At 62.3% G+C, this 24,087-nt stretch carries 21 protein-coding genes and 1 riboswitch; of the genes, 13 read left to right on the plus strand and 8 right to left on the minus strand.

Annotated elements, in window-relative coordinates; all coding sequences use genetic code 11:
* The first annotated feature begins 31 nt into the window (after positions 1-31).
* A riboswitch (cobalamin riboswitch) is annotated at positions 32-177 on the plus strand.
* A gap of 124 nt (positions 178-301) precedes the next feature.
* Positions 302-484 carry a hypothetical protein gene (locus tag QRN54_RS33730; protein ID WP_502944042.1) on the minus strand — a complete coding sequence of 61 codons (183 nt, stop codon included), beginning with the start codon at positions 482-484 and terminating at the stop codon, positions 302-304.
* Here QRN54_RS33730 and QRN54_RS07465 point away from each other — a divergent pair.
* The 4 genes from QRN54_RS07465 to QRN54_RS07480 are packed head-to-tail and all read left to right on the plus strand — an operon-like array spanning position 483 to position 3,905.
* Positions 483-1,289: an ABC transporter substrate-binding protein gene (locus QRN54_RS07465; RefSeq protein ID WP_502944043.1), complete on the plus strand. Its 807-nt coding sequence runs from the start codon at positions 483-485 to the stop codon at positions 1,287-1,289. The two genes, QRN54_RS33730 and QRN54_RS07465, sit on opposite strands and share 2 nt — an antisense overlap.
* Positions 1,286-2,326: a FecCD family ABC transporter permease gene (locus tag QRN54_RS07470; RefSeq protein ID WP_065455169.1), complete on the plus strand. Its 1,041-nt coding sequence runs from the start codon at positions 1,286-1,288 to the stop codon at positions 2,324-2,326. The genes QRN54_RS07465 and QRN54_RS07470 overlap by 4 nt, the downstream gene beginning before the upstream one ends.
* A complete protein-coding gene (locus QRN54_RS07475; RefSeq protein WP_372452363.1) occupies positions 2,323-3,138 on the plus strand; it encodes an ABC transporter ATP-binding protein in 816 nt (271 codons plus the stop codon). Before QRN54_RS07470 ends, QRN54_RS07475 begins: the two co-directional genes overlap by 4 nt.
* Positions 3,135-3,905, plus strand: a complete 771-nt coding sequence (locus QRN54_RS07480; protein ID WP_003940787.1) for a (2Fe-2S)-binding protein — start codon at positions 3,135-3,137, stop codon at positions 3,903-3,905. Before QRN54_RS07475 ends, QRN54_RS07480 begins: the two co-directional genes overlap by 4 nt.
* Before the next feature lie 31 nt (positions 3,906-3,936).
* Here the strand turns inward: QRN54_RS07480 and phoA are convergent, their stop codons facing one another.
* Entirely contained in the window at positions 3,937-5,469 is a 1,533-nt protein-coding gene (gene phoA, locus QRN54_RS07485) for an alkaline phosphatase (RefSeq protein ID WP_003940796.1), read from the minus strand.
* Positions 5,470-5,737: 268 nt separating this feature from the next.
* Here phoA and QRN54_RS07490 point away from each other — a divergent pair, with 268 nt between their 5' ends.
* From QRN54_RS07490 to QRN54_RS07505, 4 genes are all read left to right on the plus strand, one after another.
* Entirely contained in the window at positions 5,738-9,025 is a 3,288-nt protein-coding gene (locus tag QRN54_RS07490) for an error-prone DNA polymerase (protein WP_285181807.1), read from the plus strand.
* A 234-nt stretch (positions 9,026-9,259) separates the two neighbouring features.
* Positions 9,260-9,607, plus strand: coding sequence for a hypothetical protein (locus QRN54_RS07495; protein ID WP_007727425.1), 348 nt, complete (start codon positions 9,260-9,262; stop codon positions 9,605-9,607).
* 14 nt (positions 9,608-9,621) lie between these two features.
* On the plus strand, positions 9,622-10,392 hold the full coding sequence (locus QRN54_RS07500) for a glucose 1-dehydrogenase (RefSeq protein ID WP_285181808.1): 771 nt from the start codon (positions 9,622-9,624) through the stop codon (positions 10,390-10,392).
* Positions 10,393-10,448: 56 nt separating this feature from the next.
* A complete protein-coding gene (locus QRN54_RS07505; RefSeq protein WP_007727420.1) occupies positions 10,449-11,456 on the plus strand; it encodes a zinc-dependent alcohol dehydrogenase family protein in 1,008 nt (335 codons plus the stop codon).
* Here QRN54_RS07505 and QRN54_RS07510 read toward each other — a convergent pair.
* A complete protein-coding gene (locus QRN54_RS07510; protein WP_234551588.1) occupies positions 11,443-12,333 on the minus strand; it encodes a dienelactone hydrolase family protein in 891 nt (296 codons plus the stop codon). The two genes, QRN54_RS07505 and QRN54_RS07510, sit on opposite strands and share 14 nt — an antisense overlap.
* 33 nt (positions 12,334-12,366) lie before the next feature.
* Entirely contained in the window at positions 12,367-13,206 is an 840-nt protein-coding gene (locus QRN54_RS07515) for a CPBP family intramembrane glutamic endopeptidase (RefSeq protein WP_285181809.1), read from the minus strand.
* 85 nt (positions 13,207-13,291) lie between these two features.
* Between QRN54_RS07515 and QRN54_RS07520 the strand changes: the two genes are divergently transcribed.
* Entirely contained in the window at positions 13,292-13,600 is a 309-nt protein-coding gene (locus QRN54_RS07520; protein ID WP_003940684.1) for a rhodanese-like domain-containing protein, read from the plus strand.
* A 47-nt stretch (positions 13,601-13,647) separates the two neighbouring features.
* On the opposite strand, the gene QRN54_RS07525 is transcribed toward QRN54_RS07520, so the two are convergent.
* Both QRN54_RS07525 and QRN54_RS07530 read right to left on the minus strand, forming a co-directional pair.
* Positions 13,648-14,289 carry a dihydrofolate reductase family protein gene (locus tag QRN54_RS07525; protein WP_003940771.1) on the minus strand — a complete coding sequence of 214 codons (642 nt, stop codon included), beginning with the start codon at positions 14,287-14,289 and terminating at the stop codon, positions 13,648-13,650.
* A gap of 74 nt (positions 14,290-14,363) precedes the next feature.
* Positions 14,364-15,449, minus strand: a complete 1,086-nt coding sequence (locus tag QRN54_RS07530; RefSeq protein ID WP_285181810.1) for a TDT family transporter — start codon at positions 15,447-15,449, stop codon at positions 14,364-14,366.
* 91 nt (positions 15,450-15,540) lie between these two features.
* Here QRN54_RS07530 and QRN54_RS07535 point away from each other — a divergent pair, with 91 nt between their 5' ends.
* On the plus strand, positions 15,541-16,452 hold the full coding sequence (locus QRN54_RS07535; protein ID WP_285181811.1) for a LysR family transcriptional regulator: 912 nt from the start codon (positions 15,541-15,543) through the stop codon (positions 16,450-16,452).
* Between the two features lie 12 nt (positions 16,453-16,464).
* Here the strand turns inward: QRN54_RS07535 and QRN54_RS07540 are convergent, their stop codons facing one another.
* Positions 16,465-17,145 (minus strand): TetR/AcrR family transcriptional regulator, encoded by a 681-nt coding sequence (locus QRN54_RS07540; RefSeq protein ID WP_003940897.1) that lies wholly within the window; start codon positions 17,143-17,145, stop codon positions 16,465-16,467.
* A gap of 75 nt (positions 17,146-17,220) precedes the next feature.
* Here QRN54_RS07540 and QRN54_RS07545 point away from each other — a divergent pair, with 75 nt between their 5' ends.
* The 3 genes from QRN54_RS07545 (at position 17,221) to QRN54_RS07555 (ending at position 23,563) form a co-directional block, all read left to right on the plus strand.
* Positions 17,221-18,357 (plus strand): FAD-dependent oxidoreductase, encoded by a 1,137-nt coding sequence (locus QRN54_RS07545; RefSeq protein ID WP_285181812.1) that lies wholly within the window; start codon positions 17,221-17,223, stop codon positions 18,355-18,357.
* Between the two features lie 7 nt (positions 18,358-18,364).
* Positions 18,365-19,198: a DUF3626 domain-containing protein gene (locus tag QRN54_RS07550; protein WP_285181813.1), complete on the plus strand. Its 834-nt coding sequence runs from the start codon at positions 18,365-18,367 to the stop codon at positions 19,196-19,198.
* A 180-nt stretch (positions 19,199-19,378) separates the two neighbouring features.
* Entirely contained in the window at positions 19,379-23,563 is a 4,185-nt protein-coding gene (locus QRN54_RS07555) for a bifunctional nitrate reductase/sulfite reductase flavoprotein subunit alpha (RefSeq protein ID WP_285181814.1), read from the plus strand.
* Positions 23,564-23,569: 6 nt separating this feature from the next.
* Here the strand turns inward: QRN54_RS07555 and QRN54_RS07560 are convergent, their stop codons facing one another.
* Complete coding sequence (locus tag QRN54_RS07560) at positions 23,570-24,034, minus strand: tRNA (cytidine(34)-2'-O)-methyltransferase (protein WP_007727408.1); 465 nt, start codon at positions 24,032-24,034, stop codon at positions 23,570-23,572.
* Positions 24,035-24,087: the final 53 nt, after the last annotated feature.

Below are 24,087 nucleotides of genomic sequence, written 5' to 3' on the forward strand. Positions count from 1 at the left end.
TGTAGTGGGCGTTTGGTCTTGAATCGGAAACGTCATGCATACTGCTCGAAGCACTTGCAAGCCACGCGTGTGGGGGAAGCCGGTCCGAATCCGGCGCTGACCCGCAACGGTAGGTCGATTCTCGGTAGTCACCGAGTGTCGGCAAGCCCGATTACCCGCCGCGCGGTGTGCGACATCCATTCGTCGTGGTCTACGAAAAGGAAGTCCAGCAGGAGCTCTGGCCGAGGATCAGCGTGCGGGCGGAGTTGTCTGTCGGATTCTCATTCGTGGCTCAGAGCCCTTACGAGGTCCCCGTGTCACTTCAGTTCTCCCCGTCCCGCGCCGCCGCTGTTCTCATCGCGGTCGCCTTGGTTTCGGCAGGTTGTTCCAAAGGCGAAGCGGCTGGTGGTTCTTCAACCACCGAATCCTTTACGCAGCCGGTTTCCATCACGAACTGCGATCGAGAAGTAACATTCGATTCGCCACCCCAGCGGATCATCACCATGAACGATCACGTCACCGAAGTACTCATCGAGATGGGCGTCGGTGACCGGATCGTCGGGATGGGATACGGCGACAGCACACCAACCCCCGAGACCGCCGAGCAGTTCGCGAAGATCACCAACCTCGCCAAGGAATACCCGACCACCGAGCAGATTCTCGATCTCGATCCCGATTTTGTCGTCGGAGGTATGAGCAGCGCCTTTCAAGAGAAGGAAGGCCGTTCGCGGGACCTGTTCGCCGAACGCGGAATCAACACGTTCCTGTTCTCCGAGTACTGCGGCCAGGGATTCCCCGACATCTCGATGCTGGAAAACGACTACGAGCAGTTGGGGAGAATCCTCGGCGTCGAAGGTGAAGCAGCCGAGGTCACCGATCAGGTAACGCAAGGGCTCGATGCGGTGAAGGCGGCAGTCGGAGATGCACCGCCGGTGCCGACATTCTTCTATGACGGCGGCAAGGACGTTCCGACGACGATCGGCGGAGTGGGTGTCGGTCAGCTCGTCGCCGGCTACGCGGGAGCGACGAACATCTACTCCGAGGGCGAGCGCCCATACGTCAAGACCACATGGGAGGTCGTGGGTGAGCGTGCGCCCCAGGCGATCGTCGTTCTGGACTACGGATCTGAGAACGCCCAAGCGAAGATCGATTTCCTGAAGTCACATCCCGTCATGGCCACCACTCCCGCCGTCCAACAGAATCGATTCGTGGTCATTCCTCTCGACGACTTCTTCGAGAGCCCTCGTCTGGTGCGCTCGGCCCAGACCATCGCGGCGGGTCTGCATCCGGGCGTAGTTCCGGCACAGTGACCAGATCTCGTTCCAGCTATACCGCTTTGCTTGCAGTCCTGTGTGTTGCGCTTGCCGTGGTCATGGGGCTGGCGGTGTCTTTCGGGTCGGTCCGCATTCCCGTCGGTGACGTCTGGGCGATAGTCGGAGCCCGTTTGGCGCCAGGGACTTTCGAGACGTGGTGGACCGCGGCGCGGGAGTCGATCGTGATCGACTCCCGCCTGCCACGTGCACTCACTGCCGCGGTAGTGGGTGCTTCGTTGGCCATGGCAGGTGCAGTTGCTCAAGCTGTCACCCGTAATCCGCTTGCCGATCCGTATCTGCTCGGAGTCTCGTCGGGCGCAGGATTCATGGTGGTTTTGGTTACGGTTCTGGGGATCGGAGCCGGAATGCTCGGCGTATTCACGATTCCTGTTGCCGCGTTCATCGGAGCGATGATTCCGTTGTTCCTCGCGTTGCTGATTGGTGGTAGATATCCGCAGCCGACTGCAATCATTCTTGTGGGTGTTGCGCTCGGACAGATATTTTCGGCATTGATCACTTTTTGTCTCTTGGTGATTGCAGACGAGCGTCACATCACTGGAGTTATGCATTGGCTCGCCGGCGGATTCGGTGATGCACGATGGTCGACGCTGATCTTCCCGACGATCACACTGGCCGTCGTCGGCACAGCCCTTCTGTTCAGTTCGCGATGGATGGACGTTTTGCAGACCGGTGACGACGGGGCTGCTGCACTCGGTATGAACGTCCGACGGTTCCGTGTGTTGTCCTTGCTCGCGGTCTCCGTACTGGCGGGCGCAGCAGTCAGCGTTGCCGGTGGAATCGGTTTCATCGGTCTGCTGATCCCGCATCTGGCCGGCTTCATCGTCGGCACCAGAGCAATTCGACTGCTCCCTGCTGCAGCCCTGCTGGGCGCCGTCGCGATGGTTGCCGCGGATACCGCTGCGCGCTCGGTGGCACAATCCACTGAAGTTCCGGTCGGAGTGATCACGGCCCTCGTGGGTGCACCGATCTTCGTCTGGATGCTCTACCGGCAGTATCGGAGGCTCGAACAGTGACACAGGCCAGAACAGTGACACTCCCGAAAGACTCCGAAACTGCGCCCCTGCTCGAACTCGTCGAGACCCGGGCGCGGCTCGGAAATCGCGAAGTGTTGCGCGGCATCACTTTCGCAGTCAAGTCCGGTGAAATATTGGGCTTGGTCGGGCCGAACGGCAGTGGCAAGACGACGGCGCTGCGCTGCTGCTACAACGCTTTGACGCCGACAGGTGGCGCAGTTCTGATCGATCAAGTCGACTCGACGACGCTCTCGCGTAAGGACATCGCCCGAACTGTCTCGGCAAGTGTTCAAGAACCCACTGTCTCGGCAGGACTTTCGGTTCGTGAATCGATCGCGCTCGGACGAACTCCGCACCGCAGCTGGTTGGACCGAAGCACGGAGCGCGATACCACCATCGTGGACCGGTGCATCGAGCAGGTCGGTTTGGTCGAGCTTGCCGGACGAGACGTATCGACCCTGTCGGGTGGTGAGCGGCAACGTGTCTCGATAGCTCGCGCATTGGCTCAGGAGCCCAAGGTTCTGTTGTTGGACGAGCCGACCAATCATCTCGATCTTCGTCACCAGTTGATCGTGATGGAACTGCTTACCGAACTTGCGTCGGCGGGGCTCGCAGTTGTGGTCACGATGCACGATCTACGGTTGGCAGTCGAGTACTGCGACAACCTTGCCGTGCTCACCGAAGGTGAACTCCGCGCGTGTGGGTCTACGGTCGAGGTGTTGGACGAGCCGTTGTTGGCCGAGGTTTTCGGCATCAGGGCGCGAGTCGAACGCGGAGTACGTCCGCGGATGGAGATATTGGGGCTGGCATGACGGAATCGGTGGCCGGGATCTACGCCCGTATGGCAGTAGCTGTGCCGTTCTTCGACAACCTGAGCGCGTATCCGGATACGGTGCCCGCGGTGTTGATGACCGACCCCCAGTGGTTGGCAGCACGTGTCGCCGATACGGCAGAGCGATGGGGGAGTGCGGACAGTCGAGTGAACGGCACGTTGTGGTGGTACTCGGCCAGCTCGACGCTGACCGGCATTCCGATCGGAACCGGGATGGTCACCGGGTTCGCGGCCGATCCATCGTTGGACGGTGGGCGGATCTTCTTGCGTGACAACGGCTATCTGGGCGGTTTTGCTGCCGGATCGGTCATTCCGATCTCGCGGAGTGTGGCGGAGTTGGGCCACGCGATGTTCCGCTCGCTCAATCCCGTGATCGAGGTACTCGCCGAGGTGTCCGGCGTTCGGCAGCAGGCGCTGTGGGCGATCACGACGGACTCCATCGCCAATCGCAGCCTCGATGCCGCCGGTAATGCGCGGGAGCGCGGAAGTGCATTTGCGGCCGGTCTGATCGAAGTTCTCCGCGGTGAGAACCCGGGCATTCCGGTCCCGCGTTTCGTGGACGTGGATCGCAGAGAATCTGCTGTGCGCGTAAGTAATCCATTGACGCCGGTGGCATTCGGGCGACGCAGATTCACGCAGCGGGCGTCGTGCTGCCTGATCTACGAGGTACCCGGTGAAGGCAAATGCACCAGTTGCCCGAAGCGCGCACCCGAAGATCGGGTGCGCGCCTTGGCTGCTCTGGTGTGACTGTGGGTGGGTGGATTCAGGTGTTATCGGATCAGTGAGCTGCGACCTTGGAACGGTCGAGTCCCAGCGCGTCGGTCATCGTGAAGAACAGGTCGGTCTGGTCCGTGAGACCGCTGACGTTGGCCGCATGCGGGCCGAAAGCTGCTACGCGCAACTGAGTTCCGGTGTGTCCTTCGGACTCGACGGCCGGATCCTCGGACGTTCCGTAGCTGATCGTCATCTCCGAGCCGTCCTTGGTGGTCAGCTTGCGGGTAAGGCCGGGGTAGACGATTTCCTGGGCGCGCTCGACCGGGATGTTCTGGTCCTTGGCGATGGTGGCGATGTCGTCGGCGCTGACATTGGTGACGATCTGGCTGGTGTGAGCGTGGTCGGCTGTGACGATGACCAGGGTTTCTCCGTCGGTCTTCGCGAATTCGAGTGCCTTCTGCACAGCTTCGTCGAGGTCGACGGTTTCACCGATCTGACCGCATGCGTTGGCTGCGTGATCCTGCTTGTCGATCGAGGCACCTTCGACCTGGAGGAAGAATCCGTTGTCGTTGACCTTCAGTAGGTCGATGGCCTTCTGAGTCATGTCCGCGAGCTTGGGCACGTCGGAGGTTCGCTTGGGGTTGTCGACGCAGGTTTCGGCGGGTTGCAGGTAACCGTCACGGGTGGCGACAGAGCCTTCCCAGCGGACGGGCATGTTGCCGTCGGCGAACAAGCCGAGCACGGGTGCATCCTGATCGGCCTTGCCGACCTCGTTCATCTCGGCGGCGTTCTTCACCAGCTGGTAGCCACGGGCGGCGGCCTGCTCATTGAGTGTCTTGCCCTGCCAGTCACCGGCTTTCGCAGTCTCGGCGAAGGACTTGGCGCCGCCGGCAAAGGTGACGTCGGCGCGGGTGTCGAGGAGCTGTTCGCTGATCGATCCCTTGCCGCCGTTCTCGAGGGCGTTCTCCGGGCAGGACTTGGACGTCGCCTCCGGTCCGTAGCACTTGCGGCCACTGACGTGCGCGACCTGCACTGCGGGGGTGGCGTCCTGCACCTCGGCGGTGGAGACGTTGCCGGTGGCCTTGCCGTTCGCCTTGGCGATCTCGAGGACGGTCGACTGGGCCTGCCCCTTGATGTCGACCGAAATCGCGCCGTTGTAGGTCTTGGTGCCGGTGGACCATGCCGATCCGCTGGCTGCGGAGTCGGTGACGTAGTCGGGCTTGCCGTCCTTGGTCAGTGCGTAGTGCGTGTACTGGCCGGTGATCGGCAGGGCGTCGAGGCCGGGGAAGCTGCCCGCAGCGCCTTCGGCGTAGTTGCGTGCGGCGGTGATCTCCGAGTCGCCCATGCCGTCCCCGATCAGGAGGATGACGTTCTTCGCGCCGGAGGCATTGACGGCGTCGCGCACTGCGGCCGACTGATCACCGTCGATGCGACGAGCGCCACCGTTCGAGGACAGTTCGCCGGTCGCGGCGCGATCGACGGTCGCGCCGTTCGAGCCGGTGGCCTCGTCGGCGCTGCTGCTGCAGCCGGCAGCGGCCAGAACGGCGACGGCGCCGGCGACGGCCGTCAACCTACGTGTGTTGCGCGAGAACGACATACGAGTAGTACTCCTGGAAACAGTATGGATGGAGATTATGAACGCCGCTAATGATCTGGGGCGAAAGTGAACGGAGTGCAGACATGCGTACATCTGAATGTGACGAGACGGTGAGGGTTGAGATTCGCTCTGTTGACTGTGGGTGAGTGACCTGTCAGACTGAATCTGCATCGAACATCAGTTCGATGCATGTGGTGCGTCTTCCCTTTCGGCATCCTCGAGCAGTCGGTCGTCCCTGACGGCCGACTCGATCAGGTGCGAGGTCAGTGTGGGTTGGGGAAATGGGCCGCCGACGTGGTCCGAGATGGAACGGGTGCTTTCCGGACGACCCGGCCGTGTGGAACACGAGGATTTGTTTCCGGGCGATGGAAGCGACAGCCCCGCCTGGTCAAGAAAGCGCGGCGAGTACCACGCGGGCGAGCTCACCCGTGGTGCCGGTGTAGTTCCTTACGCAGAACTGCACGCTCACTCGGCCTTCAGTTTCCTCGACGGTGCATCACCGCCGGAAGAGCTGGTCGAGGAAGCAGTGCGTCTCGGGCTCGAAGCTATCGCCGTCACCGATCACGACGGCTTCTACGGCGTGGTGAGGTTTGCGGAAGCCGCACGTGAATGGGGAATGCGCACCGTGTTCGGGGCCGAGTTGTCTCTGGATTCGGTACCCAGAACCGGCACGGCAGATCCCGGTGGAACGCACCTCCTGGTACTTGCCCGTGGGCAGGAAGGGTATCGCCGGCTCTCGCGGGAGATCGCCGCCGCGCATCTGGCGGGCGGCGAGAAGGGCAAACTGCAGTACGACTACGACGTATTGACCGAAGCGGCCGGTGGCCACTGGCAGATCCTGACCGGGTGCCGGAAAGGTCATGTGCGGCAAGCCTTGACGTCGGGTGGTCGCGACGCGGCGACGGAGGCTTTGCAGGATCTGGTCGAGCGTTTCGGGGCGGAGCGAGTGTCGGTGGAACTCACTCATCATGGGTTGGCGGAGGACGACGAGCGCAATGCCGTTCTGGCCGAATTGGCGAGAGAGCATGGACTACGTACGGTGGCGACCACCGCCGCGCACTTCGCCGCTCCTCCGCGTCGACGCCTCGCCATGGCAATGGCGGCTGTGCGGTCGCGTCAAAGCTTGGACGAGGCAGCAGGATGGTTGGCCCCTACCGGCGGAGCGCACCTGCGGTCCGGCGCGGAGATGGCGGCACTGTTCTCGCTCTATCCCGAGGCTGTCAGTGGTGCCGCCGATCTTGGTCGTGAGTGCGCTTTCGATCTCAAGCTCATCGCGCCCAAATTGCCACCGTTCGACGTGCCAGCCGGGCATACCGAGGCGTCGTGGTTGCGTGAGCTCACCATGGTGGGGGCGCTGGAACGCTACGGACCGCCGGAAGGTGCACCGAAGGCATACAAACAGCTCGAACATGAACTTGCCATCATCGAGGGATTGAACTTTCCCGGATATTTCCTGGTGGTGCATGACATCGTGTCGTTCTGCAAGAACAACGACATCCTCTGTCAGGGAAGAGGTTCCGCTGCGAACTCGGCGGTGTGTTACGCGATCGGCATCACCAATGTCGATCCGGTTCGCAACAAATTGTTGTTCGAGAGGTTTCTTGCGCCTGAACGTGACGGCCCGCCGGACATCGACGTGGACATCGAGTCCGACCGCCGGGAAGAGGCGATCCAGCACGTGTACGCGAAGTACGGGCGTACGTATGCCGCGCAGGTCGCCAATGTCATCACCTATCGAGGAAAGTCGTCGGTGCGGGACATGGCTCGGGCGCTGGGCTTTTCGCAGGGACAGCAAGATGCGTGGAGTAAGCAGGTCGGCCGGTGGGGTGGTATCGACAAGAATGCGGATACCGATATTCCGCGTCCGGTACTCGAACTGGCGGCGCAGATCGAAGGCTATCCGCGGCACCTCGGTATCCACTCGGGCGGCATGGTCATCTGCGATCGTCCCATCGCCGACGTCTGCCCGGTGGAGTGGGCGCGGATGGCCAATCGCAGTGTCCTGCAATGGGACAAGGACGATTGCGCTGCCGCTGGGCTGGTCAAGTTCGATCTGCTCGGCCTCGGCATGCTCTCAGCTTTGCACTACATGATGGACCTGGTAGCCGAACACAAAGGCATCACAGTCGATTTGGCGCAACTCGATCTGTCGGAAAAAGCGGTGTACGAGATGTTGCAGCGGGCAGATTCGGTGGGTGTGTTCCAAGTGGAATCACGTGCGCAGATGGCGACACTGCCGCGTCTGAAGCCTCGAAACTTCTACGACCTGGTAGTCGAGGTCGCGCTCATCCGTCCGGGGCCGATCCAAGGCGGATCAGTGCATCCGTACATTCGTCGGCGCAACAAACTCGAACCTGTGTCCTACGACCATCCGTCGCTCGAGAAGGCACTCGAACGCACGTTGGGGGTTCCGCTGTTCCAGGAACAGTTGATGCAGATGGCCGTCGACGTTGCGGGCTTCACGCCGTCCGAGGCCGATCAATTGCGTCGGGCAATGGGATCGAAACGCTCCACCGAGAAGATGGAACAACTGCGCGCGAGGTTCTATCAGGGCATGCGAGACCTACACGGCATCGGTGACGAGGTTGCCGACCGGATCTACGAAAAGCTGTATGCATTCGCTAATTTCGGTTTCCCGGAAAGCCATTCACAGAGTTTTGCCGCGCTGGTCTTCTACTCCTCGTGGTTCAAACTTCATCATCCCGCTGCGTTCTGCGCCGGACTTCTGCGCGCGCAGCCCATGGGTTTCTACTCGCCGCAGTCCTTGGTTGCCGATGCGCGCCGGCACGGAGTGCAGGTACACGGTGCAGACATCAATGTCAGCCTCGCGCATGCCACCGTCGAGGCAGGTGGATTCGAGGTTCGGCTGGGGCTGGGGGAAGTGCGCAACATCGGCGATGCACTCGCCGAGAAAATTGTCGAACAGCGCGACCTCGGTGGACCGTTCACGTCGTTTCTCGATCTGACCGGGCGGGTGGAACTGACTACCGCACAAGCTGAATCGCTGGCGACCGCCGGTGCGCTAGCCAGCTTCGGTATCTCGCGTAGAGAAGCGCTGTGGGCAGCGGGCGCTGCGGCGGGGGAGCGCCCCGACCGCTTGCCCGGTATCGGTGCGTCGGTCACAGCTCCCACCCTGCCCGGCATGAGCGACGTCGAATTGGCGGCAGCGGATGTCTGGGCGACAGGAGTATCTCCCGACACCTACCCGACACAGTTTCTCCGCCCACAGCTCGACGCGCTCGGCGTGGTGCCGGCGTCGAGACTTCTCGACATCCCGGACGGTGACCGTGTGCTGGTGGGGGGAGCAGTCACACACCGGCAGCGTCCGGCCACAGCTGCGGGCGTCACGTTCATCAACCTCGAGGACGAAACCGGCATGGTCAACGTCGTGTGTTCGGTGGGGTTGTGGGCAAAGTACCGAAAATTGGCAAATACGGCGCCGGCGTTGCTTATTCGAGGGAAGGTGCAGAATGCAGAAGGCGCTGTCACCGTCGTGGCAGACCGGATGCAGCTGATGGATCTGCGAGTCACGGCCAAATCGCGAGACTTCCGTTAACGCCTGATTCTGGCCACCGTGTTAGTGCCGAGAGACAGTTTTGTGCCGAGAGGACAAATGTGGAGCTCAACTCTGACCTCCGAGCATATGGTGCGGGTCACATTTGCTCCCTAGGGTTGTCGCTTGAGCGCGATCGATTCACCACACGCAGCCGCGGTCAGTTGCCTTGCGCGTGAATATCGTCGCCTTCCAAACGCGCTGAACCAAAAGCACTTCGAGTCGAAGAGGAACTTCATGAGCACAGCGATTCTCGTCGCACACGTACACCCCGCCGATCCGTCTTCGGAGGATGCGTTCAACCGCTGGTACGACGACGTGCATATTCCGCAGGTCGTCGAACGAGTGCCCGGAGTTGTCTCCGCCTCCAGATTCTTCCTGGCGGATGTGCAGTTGCTGCCCGAGGATGCATTGCCCGCGCGCCGCTACCTGAGCATCTATCAACTCGACACGGAAGATCTCGCGGGCACCGCGCAGGCGTTGGGAAGTGCTTTGGGCGACGGAACTCTCGACATGTCCGAGGCCATCGCGACCACCGGCGACACCGGACCCGAATTGCTTTTCTACGTCCCGACCGAGAACTGAAGGGGAACGCTGACATGTCCGATCTTCTCGCGAACAAAGTTGCAATTGTCACCGGCGCAGGTGCCGGAATCGGCGCCGCCATTGCCCAGGCATTCGGGGCGGAGGGCGCGAGGGTCGTGGTCTCCGACATCAACGGTGGCGCAGCACAGGCAGTGGCGGACTCGATCGACGGAGCCATTGCTGTCACCATTGATGTCACCGACGAACAGCAGGTCAAGGATCTCGTCGCCAGAGCGGTCGAAGAGTTCGGCGGACTGAACGTCGTAGTACCCAACGCCGGTATCGCCACCACGACCCCGCTGATCGAGACCTCGTTCGAGGACTGGCGGAAAGTCATGTCGGTCAACCTCGATGGAGTGTTCTTGACAGTGCGTCATTCGCTGCCCGCTCTCGTCGCATCCGGTGGCGGTTCGATCGTGAACATCTCGTCGATCTCGTCGACCACCGGCTCGCCTTTGATCGGCAGCTATGCCGCCGCCAAAGCAGCAGTCCGCAATCTCACCGAAACCCTGTCAGCCGAACTTCGCTTCCATGGAATCCGCGCGAATGCATTGCTGCCCGGATTCATCGACACAGACCTGGTCAAGAGTCACCAGCAGGATTTCGAGAATGCCCTCGGCCTCGAGTCCGGGGGATTCGACGACCTGATGGTCACTAAGCAGACGCGCTACGGCCGGACCGAGGAAGTTGCCGCCGCCGCAGTGTTCTTTGCGAGCGACCAGTCGTCGTGGTGCAACGGCAGCAGCCTGGTTCTCGACGGAGGGTTCACCGCTTCTCTCCTCTGAGCAGCAGAACCCTTTCCGAACATCACCCGATCACCATTCGTGCGAGGATCCACACCATGACCAACCGCGCCGTGTACGTACTCCCGCCTGGAGGATTGAACAACCTCGAATCGAGGACGATCGAGACCCCGGGCCCGGGTGCGGGTGAGGTGACGATCGCGATCCACGCGAATTCGCTCAACCACCATGACTACCTCGTGGCGACCGGAGAGATAGCGACCGACGGTCCGCGGATCCTGTTGTCCGATGCTGCCGGGGAGGTCGTTGCGGTCGGAGACGGCGTAACGCAGTTCAGCGTCGGAGATCGCGTGATGAGCACCTATTTGCCGCATTGGCGGAGCGGCACACCGGATTTCGACGGATTCGGAAATTCGCCGGGTGACGGTGTCGACGGGTTCGCCCGCGACACCGTCACCGTGCCGGTATCTGCTGTGACAGTGATGCCGCGAAACTACACCTACGAGGAAGCCGCTACCTTGCCCACCGCAGGTTTGTCAGCGTGGCGCGCACTATTTGCCGGAGTCCCGATCATCCCGGGGTCGTCGGTGTTGATCCCTGGGACCAGCACGGTGGCGCTGTTTGCCGTCCAGCTGGCCAAAGCTGTTGGAGCTCAGGTGATCGCAACGTCGTCGGCCCCCGACAAGATGGCACGATTGGTCGAGCTCGGTGCCGATCACGTGGTCAACTACCGTGAGCGCCCGGACTGGGGTTCGGAAGCGATGCGGCTCAGCGGCGGGATCGACCTCGTCCTCGACGTCGGCGGGCCGTCCACCCTCGGCCAATCTCTGGCGGCAGTCCGACCAGGCGGGCGAATCTGCGCGCTTGGCATCATGAACGGCCCCTCGTCGTCGATCGACCTGACTTCGCTACTGACCAAACAGGTCACCATCGAAGGTGTTCTGGTGGGCAGTCGTGCACATCAGGAGGAGATGGTCGCCGGGCTGGAGAGCCTGGCGCTTCGTCCCGTCATAGATTCTTCCTACAGCCTCGACCGCCTCGCTGACGCTTTCGAGCAGCAGAAATCCGGGCAGGCCTACGGCAAGATCGTCATCACAAACCCTTGATCGCTTGCCGGTCCCAACGGGGATCGGTGAGGATTGCCGCCGAGTCGCCGACAAATGCACTTGCGGCAGTCTGGTCGCCGCTGAGGGTGAATCTCAGCCATGCGGTGAGGTAGCCCCGGAATCCTTCGCCATCTGCGGCCCAATTGTGGCCGACGCCAAGCAGTCTGCCGCGGACCGCCGGTCCGGCGGTTTTGTCGAAGTACTCGGCTTGCGGATCGGCGGTGGAGACCGGGTCGTCGGCGCCGGTCATGAAGAACGTCGGTCCGGTCAACTGGGCCACGTCGATCACGTCGACAGGTCGCGAGGCCCACCACGGGTCAGGCAAATCGAGTACCGCCGTGGCGGTGATCAGATTCGCGGACTGGGTTGCCGCGTTGATCGCGCCACCGGCGCCCTGGGAGTGTCCGACCGAGGCAATGTTGTCGGTGTCGATCCGCTGGTGAAAAATGCTCTCAGCGTTGGTGTTCTGATCGACGACGTACTGGGCAGCCCCCAAGATCTCCGTCCCGTCGCCGGTGACGCTGCTGTCGGCCACCACAACGACAAAACCCCAAGAAGCGAGATGCTGCAGGAGCGCTTCGTACTCTTCGTAAGTCGCATAGCTGCCGTTGCCGAAGGTGACGACGGGATGCCGATTGCCATCAGACGACAAGTCGGCTGGGTAGAACAGTTGGTACCCGGGAACTGAATCGGCAGCCACTTCGTGCGCGCCCTGGGCTGCATACAGATCGCTGATCGATTCCGACGCGATGGATTCGGTGGTCGCGACTTCGGGAGTTGTCGGAACCCCCGCGGTGGCATGAGTGACGGCACCGGAGAGTGCCAGCACACACGATGCAGTCACGACGGCGAACGAGTACTTGGTTCGAGAAGGCATGGGCACAAGTATGTCTTGTACGGTCGCGGTCGGTCAGGCCGAGACGGGTGTGTGCCGTTCTTCGCCGATTCGATCTCGGATGAGGAAGACGGCGATCACCCCGAAGACGACCAAGAGGACCGTCAGTAGAGAGGTGATGGCGGCGGCGCCGCTCACTTCCGTGGTCACCGAAGTGTCCAGCCCGCCGGTCGAGAGAATTGTGGTGGGGTCGGTGAGGCCGTGTAACACGATTGCGGCCCAGATCGTGCCCGTCACACGCATTGTCAGGTACATGCACATACCGAAACCGAAGGTGTAGACCACGGTGACAAGGACGGTCGACGGCTTCATCCCGGCGATCAGGTTGACCGTGTGCATGAGTGCAAACACCAGTGAAGACACGACGGCGACAAAGCGCTCGCGGTGGCCGGCGTCGCGCAGCATCTTCACTGCCAGGCCACGGGTGGCCAATTCCTCGGTCAGGCCGACGCACGCACCGAGCACCAGCAGGGCGATTACCTCGCCGGTGGTCCAGGCGCTCCAATCGGTTCCCGCCAGATGCGCAACAATGGCGGCGACCACGATGATCGGACCGATCCACATCCAACCGCGCCCACGAATGGGTTGTGGGCCGAAGACGCCGCGCAGCCAGCCGACCTTTGTCGTGAAAACCAGCAGGGCGATCCCGCCGATCGCGATGGGCAATGCGACGCCGAGGAGGATGCTGGAGGCGCTTGCCACGACATTGTCCGTGTCGATCTGGTCTGCAAAAACCCTGGAGGTAACCTGCCCGACAGCGAGATAGAACGCCAGGTAGACGGCGATCAGCAGGAGCACTTTCCATACGGTGGGGCGACTCCAAAAACCGGACTTTTCGGGAACCGTATTGGTCATTGTCAGATCGTAAAGGGAGCTGCACGAAAACGCGCGGGTACCGTCTATTCGGACAGCAGCGAACACGAAGGCAGGCGCAGAAGAAATGTTGGAAGTCGATTTGAATGCACTGGACACGGCTTTGGCAGCGGGTGAGCCGTTGATCGACGTCCGTGAGGCCGACGAGTTCGCTCAGGTCCGAGTTCCCGGTGCGACGCTCATTCCGCTCAGCGAATTCGTCTCTCGCGTGGGTGAAATTCCGGACGCGGAAACGGTGTACATCATCTGCGCCGTCGGTGGTCGGAGCTTGCAAGCCGCTGAGTATCTGCAGGCTCGCGGCATCAATGCCGTTTCGGTGGCCGGTGGAACGATGGCGTGGTACCAGTCGGGGCGCCAGGTCGAGACCGGCGAATAGTGCGTAACTGTTGGGGCAGCTCCCGTTTACGGAGCTGCCCCAACACGTCACTTCCGCCAGAACAGGTGGTGCGTCACGCCGCTCGGGCTCGGCACAACGTCGAGGTTGAAGCGGTCGAGTAACTCGTCAGGTGTCTCCCACAGTCGTAGACCGGATCCGAATTCGATCGGGGAGACAGCGATGTGCATCGTGTCGACCAGATCGGCGTCGAGGAATTCACGGATAGTGCTGACTCCGCCGCCGAGTCGAACGTCCTTGCCCTGCGCTGCCTCACGTGCCTGCGCGAGGGCCGTCGCGGGGTCGGCGTCGACGAAGTGGAATGTCGTGTCCGATAGCGTGAACGACGGCCGCACGTGGTGGGTCAAGACAAAAACCGGGGTGTGGAACGGTGGCTCGTCGCCCCACCAGCCCTGCCACTCGAGATTCTCCCAAGGGCCGCGGTACGGTGAGAATTTGTTGCGGCCCATGATTTCGGCGCCGATGTTATTGGAGAAGTCCCGCGTGAAATAGTCGTCGAGGCCTCGGCTGCCGCCGGGATCGGTGCGATTGGGCCAGCTGGCCGTAGCTCCTGCCCACGCAAACATTTCACCGTGGTCCAGGCCGAACGGGCTCTCGAAGCTCTGGTCCGGACCGCAGGCTATTCCGTCACTCGAAACGCCGAAATTCTGCACTCGCAATAACTGACTCACCGTGTACTCCTGCTCTCGACAATGGTCTACGTGAGTACAGACCGTACGGCGAGCCAAAACTCATCGGTGCGAATTCATGCAGCCGCCGGTAGAACTCCACTGCGGATCGACCGGACGGTCCTGACCGCGACGGTTGCCCAGATGGGGATCAGTACGGTCAGCAGGGCAAGTGCGATTCCCAGGATCAGGGTGGAACCGGTGGCGACTCCGAAGGCATTCGCTCCGACGGCACATGCTCCGATGGGGAAGGTGAAGCTCCACCAGCCGAGCGAGAAGTCCAAGCCGCGGCGCAGTGCGTGGATGGTGACGACGGTGACGGTGACAAACGCGATCACGCCGATGATTCCGACGACGGTTCCGTAGGCGATCCCGAATTCGTGCAGGGTGTCGGCATGCTCGGGGCTGAGTGCATGCCGTGAGGCGGCGGCCAACAGGTTGGATGCCGCGATCGACTGTCCGATCACGCCCAACGGAATCCACAGTGAGGGAATGGCATTGAACGGGATCACGTCGACGCCGGCCGAACGGTTGCGTGCGAACTGCCTGGCGACGGCTACCAGAATGCCGATGGCGGCGGTCAGCGCCAGAGCGAACAGGATGTAGCAGAAAACCAGTACCGCGATGCGTGGAGCGCCTTCGGGCATGTGGGTGCTGACCGCTGCGCCGGTGGTGGCCGAGACCATCGGAGGTACGACGGGCATGAGCCAGAACGGCATTGCCGTCGCCATCCCGGCATCTCGAACGAGTCGAATCATCATCACGACGTAGGTGACCAGGCCGAGTGCCGTGCCGAGTGTCCACAGTGTCAGCGACACGGTGATCGCCACGTCGTGGCCGAGGAAGTCCGGGCCGGTGATGCCGGTTGCGGATCCCACGGTCAGCAGTGCCATTGCGACGGCGCCGTAGAAGGGGAACATCGCGGGGCTGTGCAGGTAGGCGAGGGCCTGACATCGATGTTGTGACCAATGGGTGGCAAATGCTCCGATCAAGGCGCACAGTACGAGAACCGCCAGAACCCAGAAGATCTCGGAGACCAGTTTCAAGCCCTCGATCTCCGGTTCGAGCGAAGCGGCGGCCACCGACACGATTCCCGTTCCCATCGCTGCCGCGAACCAGTTCGGAGTGATGTGGGTGAAGGTGGAACTCGTTGTGGTGGTCATGTATTTCACTGTCGTCTCATCCGGTCCGTACCGGTAGACCGGTTGTTCTTGAATGCCCACAAACTCGCCTTGTGGGTCTAATCTTGGGACTATGTCGTTGTCTCCTCGGGTGCCGGAACTCAGTGCCCTCGACGTCCTCCTTTCCGTAGGGCGTCTGGGCAGCATGGGTGCTGCCGGCCGGGAGCACGGACTCAGTCAGCAGGCGGTCAGCGCCCGGGTGCGTTCGGTCGAACGCCAACTCGGAATCAAGGTGTTCGATCGAGCGGCGACCGGTGTTCGTCCCACCGCCGAGGGCGGTCTGATTCTCGAGTGGGCAAGTCACATCCTCGTCAGTGCCGAGGAAATGGCATCGGGAGTTGCCGCACTTCGCGGTGAACGTGATGCTGCCGTCACGGTTGCCGCCAGCATGACCATCGCCGAGTATCTGGTTCCCGGATGGACGGTCGCGATGCGGCACAAGTTCCCCAACGTCGTGGCGTCGGTGAGCTTGCACAATTCCTCGGACGTCTCTGCTCAAGTTCAGGCCGGCCAGGCCGATATCGGATTTGTCGAAGGGCCGGATGTGCCGTCGGCGCTCGCGTCGTGCGAAGTAGCGCGTGATCACCTCGTCGTGGTTGTGCCGCCGGGACACGACTGGGCGAATGGTGTGCCCGTTCCGGTCGAGGAACTCGCACGCACACCGCTGATTCAGCGAGAATCAGGGTCCGGTACGCGCCTGACGCTCGAGAATGCTGTTCCCGATTGTGTGCCGCCGCTGCTCGAGCTCACCTCGTGTACCGCTGTCAAGGCTGCGGTGGTGGCAGGCAACGCCCCGGCTGTTCTGTCGTCGCTGGCAGTTGCCGCCGACCTGACGGACGGCCGACTGGTCGCGGTCAACGTCGACGGCTTGCGGATGCCGCGTCGACTCCAAGCCGTCTGGGATCCCGATCGCGGATTGCGCGGTGCGGCAAGAGATTTCCTCGACATAGCGCTCGGATCCAACGCCGCTGTTCATTCACGCTGACGGCTACGGCCGCTATCGGACGGTGTCGATCCCCGCGAGGATGAGCTCGATGCCTGCCAGAAACTGTTCTCGGTCGTCGTGGTCGCGCAACTGCGCCGTCACCTGATTGAGGAACGGGTACTTCGCAGAGTCGAGTTCTTCCCATCGCGTGGCGACGCCCGCGAGGAAAGCGGATCGATCTGTCTCGCGGGGGAGGAGGCGGGCCCCCGCGGCATACTGCCCGGCGAGGCCGAGCACGTAATTCAGGAGTGCGGACGCGCAGTCGAACTGCGCCGGTTGGGGAACGCCGAGCGCCTGGAGTTGCTCGCCGAGACTTTCGAAGATCTGCATCACCGCTGATTGCCACGGTTCACGTGAGAGTTGGGTGCCGACCCAGGGGTGGGCGTCGATCGCGTCGAACACGCCGAGGGTGATGGTCCGGATCGCCTCCCGTGGGGCTGCGCCTTCGGTTGCACCGGTTGTCACGCGGGCGATGACGTCGTCGGTCGCCGCGGCGAGCAGTTCGCTCTTGTTGGCAACGTGCCAGTAAATCGCCCCGCTACCTGTTGCCAGGCGTGCGGAGAGTGCGCGAAATGTCAGCGCGGCTTCGCCCTCGTCGTCGAGGATCTCGATCGCAGCCTCGACGATTCGCTCCTTCGAGAGCGCATCCGTACGTCGTTCGGTCCGCTGATTCCTGGTCGCCATGCGAACCATCTTGACATATCTGGAACGTCGTTCCAAGATGGTAATTGGAACGGCGTTCCAATCGAAGCCTGAAAGGAAACAAACATGAGCAACTCGATAACGATCATCGGGGCGGGCCTCGGCGGTCTGACTCTCGCGCGTGTACTCCACGTTCACGGAATTCCCTCGAAGATCTACGAGGCGGAACCGTCGGCAGAAGCTCGCACGCAGGGCGGCCAACTCGACATCCACGAACACAACGGTCAGGCCGCGCTCGACGCTGCCGGCCTCACCGACGAGTTCCGCGCGATCATCCACGCGGGCGGCGCCGCGTCGCGCGTACTCGATCAACACGCCGCCGTGCTCCTCGACGAACCCGACGACGGCACGGGAACACGTCCCGAGGTGCTGCGCGGCGACCTCCGTCGAATCCTGATTGATTCCCTTCCGGACTACACGATCGAATGGGGACGCAAAGTCGACACTGTGCGCTCGCTCGGAGATGATCGCCACGAGTTGACCTTCGTCGACGGTTCGACAGTGACCACCGACCTTCTCGTCGGTGCAGACGGTGCCTGGTCGAAGATCCGGCCGCTGCTCTCCGATGCGAAGCCGGAATACGTCGGCACCACGTTCGTCGAGACCTACCTCCACGACGTCGACGAGAAGCATTCGGCTGCAGCCGAAGCCGTCGGGGACGGGGCGATGTACGCGCCCGCACCAGGAAAAGCGATCGCCGCGCATCGAGAGGCGGGAGACATCGTGCACACCTACGTTCAGCTGAACCGTCCGGCGGAGTGGTTTGCCGGTATCGATTTCACCGACGCCGCCGCTGCGACAGCGCGGGTCGCCGCCGAGTTCGACGGTTGGGCACCGGAACTCACGGCGCTGATCACCGATGGCGAAACCGCTCCGATTCCGCGCGCGATCCATGCACTTCCCGACGAGCACCGATGGGATCGCGTGCCTGGGGTGACGCTCCTCGGTGACGCGGCGCACCTGATGGCCCCGTCCGGTGAGGGTGCGAACTTGGCCATGTTCGACGGCGCCGAACTGGGAAAGGCGATCGCCGCGCACCCCGACGACATCGAAGGGGCACTCGCCGAGTACGAAGAAGCGATGTTCGTGCGCAGCGCATCCGAGGCCGCGGACTCGCACGTGATCCTTGATCTCTGCCTCGGTGAAGGCGCACCGTATTCACTGGTCGATTTCTTCACCGGCGCTGCTTCCATATTCGGATAATGGGCGAATGCCTGTTGATTCCACTCCTTGGTCTGCCGCGATTGCGCACGTGAGCGGTCTCTCGAAGGGCGGCCCGTTGGATCGAAATCACCGGGTGACGTTGCACTTTCATCCGGACCTCCCGTCTGAACGTGGTCTGACATTGGCCTCGATCGCACGTCAAGGCACCTATGTGACCCAGTTCGAGTCTCGAACGAGCAACGGCGGACTGACGGCGCATCACGGCGGCGATCGTTGGCGTTGGGAGAGTCGGATATTCGGCGGAGCTTACGACGAGCGAGAGCCCTCGGAACGGCCGAAGTACGGATCGTTGAACTTCTCCGCCGATCCCTACGGGGCATCCCCTCGGTTCGGCTCGTCCTACTTCCGGCTTGCCGAGCACACGCTCGACCGCACCACTTTCTGCTTTCCCGACAGCGTCTTCGAGCCTGATCATTTCGGAACGGCCGAAGCGATGAGCTTGGTCGGCGCCGCACGGGCTGCCGAGCTCGACGATCCGCTCGACCACTACATCGAGGCGCACGTCCACGGCGTCGTCGACATCGGGACGGACGTCGAGGCGCTCGTTCTGGATCCGAGTTACCGGGGCACACGGATCGAAGAGATCGCCCACTCGCTCACGTGCCCGGTGCTGTGGCACGAGGGATACGCGGTCGATGTCGACGAGATAGCCGAACATCCCGAATACCGGGGTGCGGCCGTGATCGACCTTGCCCGAGAAATTGCGCACGGCAGGCGGCTGACGCCTGCCGTCCTGGGGCTCGCACGGGGTGCATCCTTCGATCCGCAGGACGTCAAGAAGGTTTGGCACTACATCGCTCGATTCGGCGGCAGAGTGTAGAACTGGGCATTCGCGTACAGCTGCACGTCGACGACCGCTGGTCCCGGGACCGCACATCGGTCCGAAGGTCGCGGTGAGGAAAGAGTGATTGATACGCAACATCGGGCATGAACTCCCGAAACAACTGCATCCGAAGATAGAAGTCGACCTTGATCCTCGGTCGAAGGGATGCATGAATCGATGGGCGCTCAACTCACCACCACCAGTGTCGACACACTCTGCGCATACTGCGGGGTGGGCTGTGGTCTTGTCCTCGACATCATCACCGATCCCGAGACGGGGCGTCGGAAGGCTGCGAAGTCTTCCGGTCTGAAGACACATCCCACCAACTTCGGGCGTCTGTGCACCAAAGGCACCACGACCGCAGACATGCTCGCCGGCCCGGGGCGCATGGAATCTGCATATCGCCGTCCGCGCCGAGGTGATGCGATCGAAGCGGCGGACATGGCCGCAGTCATCACTGACACCGCCCAGCGCCTGCGGGCAATAATCGACGAGCACGGTCCCGACGCGTTTGCGTTGTACGTGTCCGGGCAGATGTCACTCGAAGCTCAGTACCTGTCGAACAAACTGGCCAAGGGCTTCATCGGGACCAATCAGATCGAATCGAATTCCCGTTTGTGCATGGCGAGTGCCGGCACCGGCTACAAGCAGTCACTCGGGGCCGACGGACCGCCCGGTTCCTATCAGGACTTCGAACACGCCGACGTGTTCTTCGTGACCGGCGCGAACATGGCGGACTGCCATCCGATCCTTTTTCTGCGGATGCAGGAGCGGATCAAGGCAGGCGCGAAGTTGATCGTCGTCGATCCTCGACGCACCGCCACCGCCGACAAGGCGAACTTGTTCCTGCAGATCGCTCCCGGCACCGATCTCGCGCTACTCAACGGACTACTCCACCTGCTCGTCGTAAACGGCCACACAGATCCGGACTTCATCGCCGACTTCACCGAAGGCTGGGAGGTGATGCCCAGTTTCCTCGCGGAGTACACCCCGGAGAAGGTCAGTGAGATCACCGGTATCCCCGAGGCCGACATCCGCACTGCAGCGCAGTGGATCGGTGAGGCCGCCAACTGGATGAGCTGTTGGACAATGGGTCTGAACCAGAGCACCCACGGCACGTGGAACACCAACGCCATCTGCAACCTTCACCTTGCGACCGGTGCGATCTGCAAGCCCGGCAGCGGTCCGTTCTCGTTGACCGGGCAGCCGAACGCCATGGGTGGGCGCGAAATGGGCTACATGGGGCCAGGTTTGCCAGGTCAGCGCGCCGTGATGGTCGACGCCGATCGCGACTTCGTCGAGGAGCGATGGGGGATCCCGCAGGGCTCGCTGCGCACCGACATCGGCGGTGGCACCATCGACATGTTCTCCCGAATGGCGGCGGGCGACATCAAAGCGTGCTGGATCATCTGCACCAATCCCGTTGCGACGGTAGCCAACCGCAAGACCGTCATCGACGGATTGGAGAAGGCCGACCTCGTCATCACCCAGGATGCTTTCCTGGGCACCGAGACCAACGAATACGCCGATGTTCTGCTGCCTGCTTCGCTGTGGACAGAGTCCGACGGAGTGATGATCAATTCCGAACGCAACCTGACGCTCTTTCAGCAGGCACTGGATCCGGTCGGGCAGGCGCTGCCTGATTGGCAGATCATCGCCCGGATCGCCTGCGAGATGGGGTACGCCGAAGCGTTCACCTACACCTGTGCCGAAGAGGTGTTCGAAGAGATCAAGCAGTTCTGGAATCCGAAGACCGGCTACGACTTACGCGGCGTCACCTACGAGCGCCTCCGCAAGACATCGATCCAGTGGCCATGCCCGCCAGACAGTGATCAGGACCGTCATCCCATCCGATACGTCAATGACGGTGTCAGTCAAGGGCTCCTGATCCGCGAGGACGGCAGCACTCCGAGGCTCGCATTTCCCACCGCCACTGGCCGTGCGATGTTCTTCGCACGGCCGCACATGCTTCCCGCCGAAATGCCCGACGACGACTACCCCTTCCTGCTCAACACCGGTCGTCTCGCGCACCAGTGGCACACCATGACCAAGACCGGCAAGGTGGCCAAGTTGAACAAGCTCAACCCAGGTCCCTTCGTCGAGATCCATCCCGACGACGCCGCCAGGCTCGGCATCGTCGACCAGGATGCGATCGAGGTTGCCTCACGCCGCGGTCGCGCTGTGCTTCCGGCTGTTGTCACCGACCGAGTGCGTCCGGGGAACTGCTTTGCCCCATTTCACTGGAACGACGCCTTCGGTGAATATCTGTCCATCAACGCCGTCACCAACGACGCCATCGACCCTGCCTCGCAGCAACCGGAGTTCAAAGCCTGCGCTGTCACTATGACGAAGGTCGCCGTGAACACACCTGAAACAGTGCTCGCCGAGGCGGCGCTGGTGGCTCCCGCGCCAGCTGATCGGGCTTTGTCGCGAACCGATGTCCTCGCAGATGTCCTCGGTCAAACAGGAACACCTGCAGTGGTATTCGATGCGCTCCAGCAGAGCTACCTGGCCGGCCTTCTCGCTGCGTTGCGTGCGGACGCCGATCGCACTGCCGGGGTACCTACCTTGCCGTCGACGGCACCCTTCGATGCCGAAAAGCGGATGTGGGTCGACGGTGTTCTGGCCGGCCTGTACTCGCGGATCTCACTTCCTGACACCGACGGGCCTGCGTTGTCATCGAGTCCGAGTATTGGATCCGAGCGCGCGCCGATCGTGGTGCTCTGGGCATCCCAGACCGGAAACGCGGAAGAATTCGCTGCTGAGTGCGCCACTCGTCTCGGGGGAATCGGCTTGCCCGTGGTGATGCACGCGATGGACGAGTTCCCCGCCGCCGACCTGGCAGCTACCAGAGAGGTCCTGCTGATCACCAGTACCTCCGGTGACGGCGAATCCCCGGACAACGGCAGCGGTTTCTGGGATGCGTTGTCTGCTGACACGGCGCCCCGCATGTCCGAGACACGTTATGCAGTAATCGCTTTCGGCGACTCGAACTATGCCGACTTCTGTGGACACGGACGAAAGCTCGACGCCCGCCTTGCCGAACTGGGAGCCAGTCGTATCGTCGATCGCGCCGACTGCGAGCCCGATTTCGAGGACACCGCTGCTGGATGGCTGGAGGCGGTCACGGCTGAGCTTCGGAGCTCGGTGGCCGGCGAGACGACCGACGTCCTCGTTGCAAAGAAGAATTCTGGGACAACCGTTGCAGCCGAGCCGATTTCACCGGCGATGTCGCCGCCGCTGCGATACAACAAGAAGGCGCCACTGACCACAGCCTTGACGCGCAATGTCGTGCTCAACCGTCCGGGTTCTTCCAAAGACGTGCGGCAGTTGGGCTTTCACCTTCCAGGTGACACGGTCAGTTACGAAGCCGGCGACGCTCTCGGAGTCTGGCCCCGAAACAGCTCTCCGTTTGTCGACGAGTGGCTCACCCTTACTGGCCTCGACGGTGACGAGACCGTCGAACTGGGGCAGTACGGGGAAATGACGCTGCGTACCGCGCTCACCGAGCGCCTGGAGATCACTCGAATCTCGACCGACATGATTCGATTCGTGCATCAACGAACCCGCGATTCGGACCTGGCCGAGTTGTTGAAGCCGGAGAATGTCTCCACGTTCAAAGACTGGTCGTGGGGACGACAGTCCGTCGACATTCTCGCGCAGTCGCCCGTTCGTGCCTCGACAGACGAATGGCTCTCGCTGCTCAAACCGATTCAGCCGCGGCTGTATTCGATATCTTCCAGTCCGAAGGAGAACCCACGCGAAGTGCAGTTGACGGTGTCCGCGGTGCGATACAACGTTGCGGGTGTCCCACGGCGTGGAGTGTGCTCGACTTACCTCGCCGACCACGCTCACGATGACGACATCGGTATCTACGTGCAGAAGTCGACCCACTTCCGGCCACCTTCCGATCCCGAGACCCCGATGATCATGGTCGGTCCGGGGACCGGCATTGCACCGTTCCGTGCCTTCCTGCATGAGCGGCGGGCATTGGGGCACACGGGCCCGAACTGGCTGTTCTTCGGAGAACAGCACGCCGCGACCGACTTCTACTACCGCGAAGAAATCGAAGAATTGCGGAAAGACGGCTTCCTCACCGAACTCGACCTCGCGTTTTCCCGGGATCAAGCCGACAAGGTCTACGTGCAGGACCGGATGCGTGAGCGGGGTGCACTGCTGTGGGAGTGGTTGCAGAAGGGAGCGCACTTCTACGTCTGCGGCGATGCCAACCGGATGGCCAAGGACGTCGACAGTGCCCTCAACGGGGTGGTCGCTCAGCACGGAAAACTGGCACCTCGCAGTGCCGAGGCGTACGTGAAGGCTCTTTCGGCGGAGAAGCGCTATGTCCGGGACGTCTACTGACGTCGATCAGACGGCGCCCTTGAAACCGTGCTGACGCCAGGCCTCGTACGTCACGAGGGCGGCAGCGTTGGACAGGTTGAGGGACCGGCGTCCGGGCAGCATCGGGATACGCAGGCGCTCGGTGACGTGTTCGTCCGCCAATACTTCTTCGGACAGTCCGGTGGGTTCGGGCCCGAACAGCAGGACGTCGCCGGGTTGGTAGGCGATATCGGCATACGACGTGGTCGCGTGCGCGGTGAAGGCGAATACGCGAGCGGGGGTGACGGCTTCCCAGGCAGCGGTCAGGTTTTCGTGGACCGTGACAGTCGCCAGGTCGTGGTAGTCCAAGCCTGCGCGCTTGAGCTTCGGCTCCGACAAGTCGAACCCGAGAGGGCCGACCAGGTGGAGTTCGCAACCGGTGCCCGCGACCATGCGGATCGCGTTTCCGGTGTTGGGTGGGATGCGGGGCTCGTGGAACATCACTCGGAACACTCGAGGAACTGTACCGGGCGACGTATCGGTGCCCACGTCCGTGAGAAGACCGG

The sequence above is a fragment of the Rhodococcus sp. MEB032 genome (assembly GCF_030208925.1).
GTDB lineage: Bacteria > Actinomycetota > Actinomycetes > Mycobacteriales > Mycobacteriaceae > Rhodococcus_F > Rhodococcus_F qingshengii.

Excerpts from the sequence above, each read along its gene's own strand:
- QRN54_RS07465 (WP_502944043.1), top strand. The coding sequence starts at position 483 with ATGAACGATCACGTCACCGAAGTACTCATCGAGATGGGCGTCGGTGAC.
- QRN54_RS33730 (WP_502944042.1), bottom strand. The coding sequence starts at position 484 with ATGGTGATGATCCGCTGGGGTGGCGAATCGAATGTTACTTCTCGATCG.
- QRN54_RS07480 (WP_003940787.1), top strand. The coding sequence starts at position 3,135 with ATGACGGAATCGGTGGCCGGGATCTACGCCCGTATGGCAGTAGCTGTG.
- phoA (WP_003940796.1), bottom strand. The coding sequence starts at position 5,469 with ATGTCGTTCTCGCGCAACACACGTAGGTTGACGGCCGTCGCCGGCGCC.
- QRN54_RS07495 (WP_007727425.1), top strand. The coding sequence starts at position 9,260 with ATGAGCACAGCGATTCTCGTCGCACACGTACACCCCGCCGATCCGTCT.
- QRN54_RS07500 (WP_285181808.1), top strand. The coding sequence starts at position 9,622 with ATGTCCGATCTTCTCGCGAACAAAGTTGCAATTGTCACCGGCGCAGGT.
- QRN54_RS07505 (WP_007727420.1), top strand. The coding sequence starts at position 10,449 with ATGACCAACCGCGCCGTGTACGTACTCCCGCCTGGAGGATTGAACAAC.
- QRN54_RS07510 (WP_234551588.1), bottom strand. The coding sequence starts at position 12,333 with ATGCCTTCTCGAACCAAGTACTCGTTCGCCGTCGTGACTGCATCGTGT.
- QRN54_RS07515 (WP_285181809.1), bottom strand. The coding sequence starts at position 13,206 with ATGACCAATACGGTTCCCGAAAAGTCCGGTTTTTGGAGTCGCCCCACC.
- QRN54_RS07520 (WP_003940684.1), top strand. The coding sequence starts at position 13,292 with ATGTTGGAAGTCGATTTGAATGCACTGGACACGGCTTTGGCAGCGGGT.
- QRN54_RS07530 (WP_285181810.1), bottom strand. The coding sequence starts at position 15,449 with ATGACCACCACAACGAGTTCCACCTTCACCCACATCACTCCGAACTGG.
- QRN54_RS07535 (WP_285181811.1), top strand. The coding sequence starts at position 15,541 with ATGTCGTTGTCTCCTCGGGTGCCGGAACTCAGTGCCCTCGACGTCCTC.
- QRN54_RS07540 (WP_003940897.1), bottom strand. The coding sequence starts at position 17,145 with ATGGTTCGCATGGCGACCAGGAATCAGCGGACCGAACGACGTACGGAT.
- QRN54_RS07545 (WP_285181812.1), top strand. The coding sequence starts at position 17,221 with ATGAGCAACTCGATAACGATCATCGGGGCGGGCCTCGGCGGTCTGACT.
- QRN54_RS07550 (WP_285181813.1), top strand. The coding sequence starts at position 18,365 with ATGCCTGTTGATTCCACTCCTTGGTCTGCCGCGATTGCGCACGTGAGC.
- QRN54_RS07555 (WP_285181814.1), top strand. The coding sequence starts at position 19,379 with ATGGGCGCTCAACTCACCACCACCAGTGTCGACACACTCTGCGCATAC.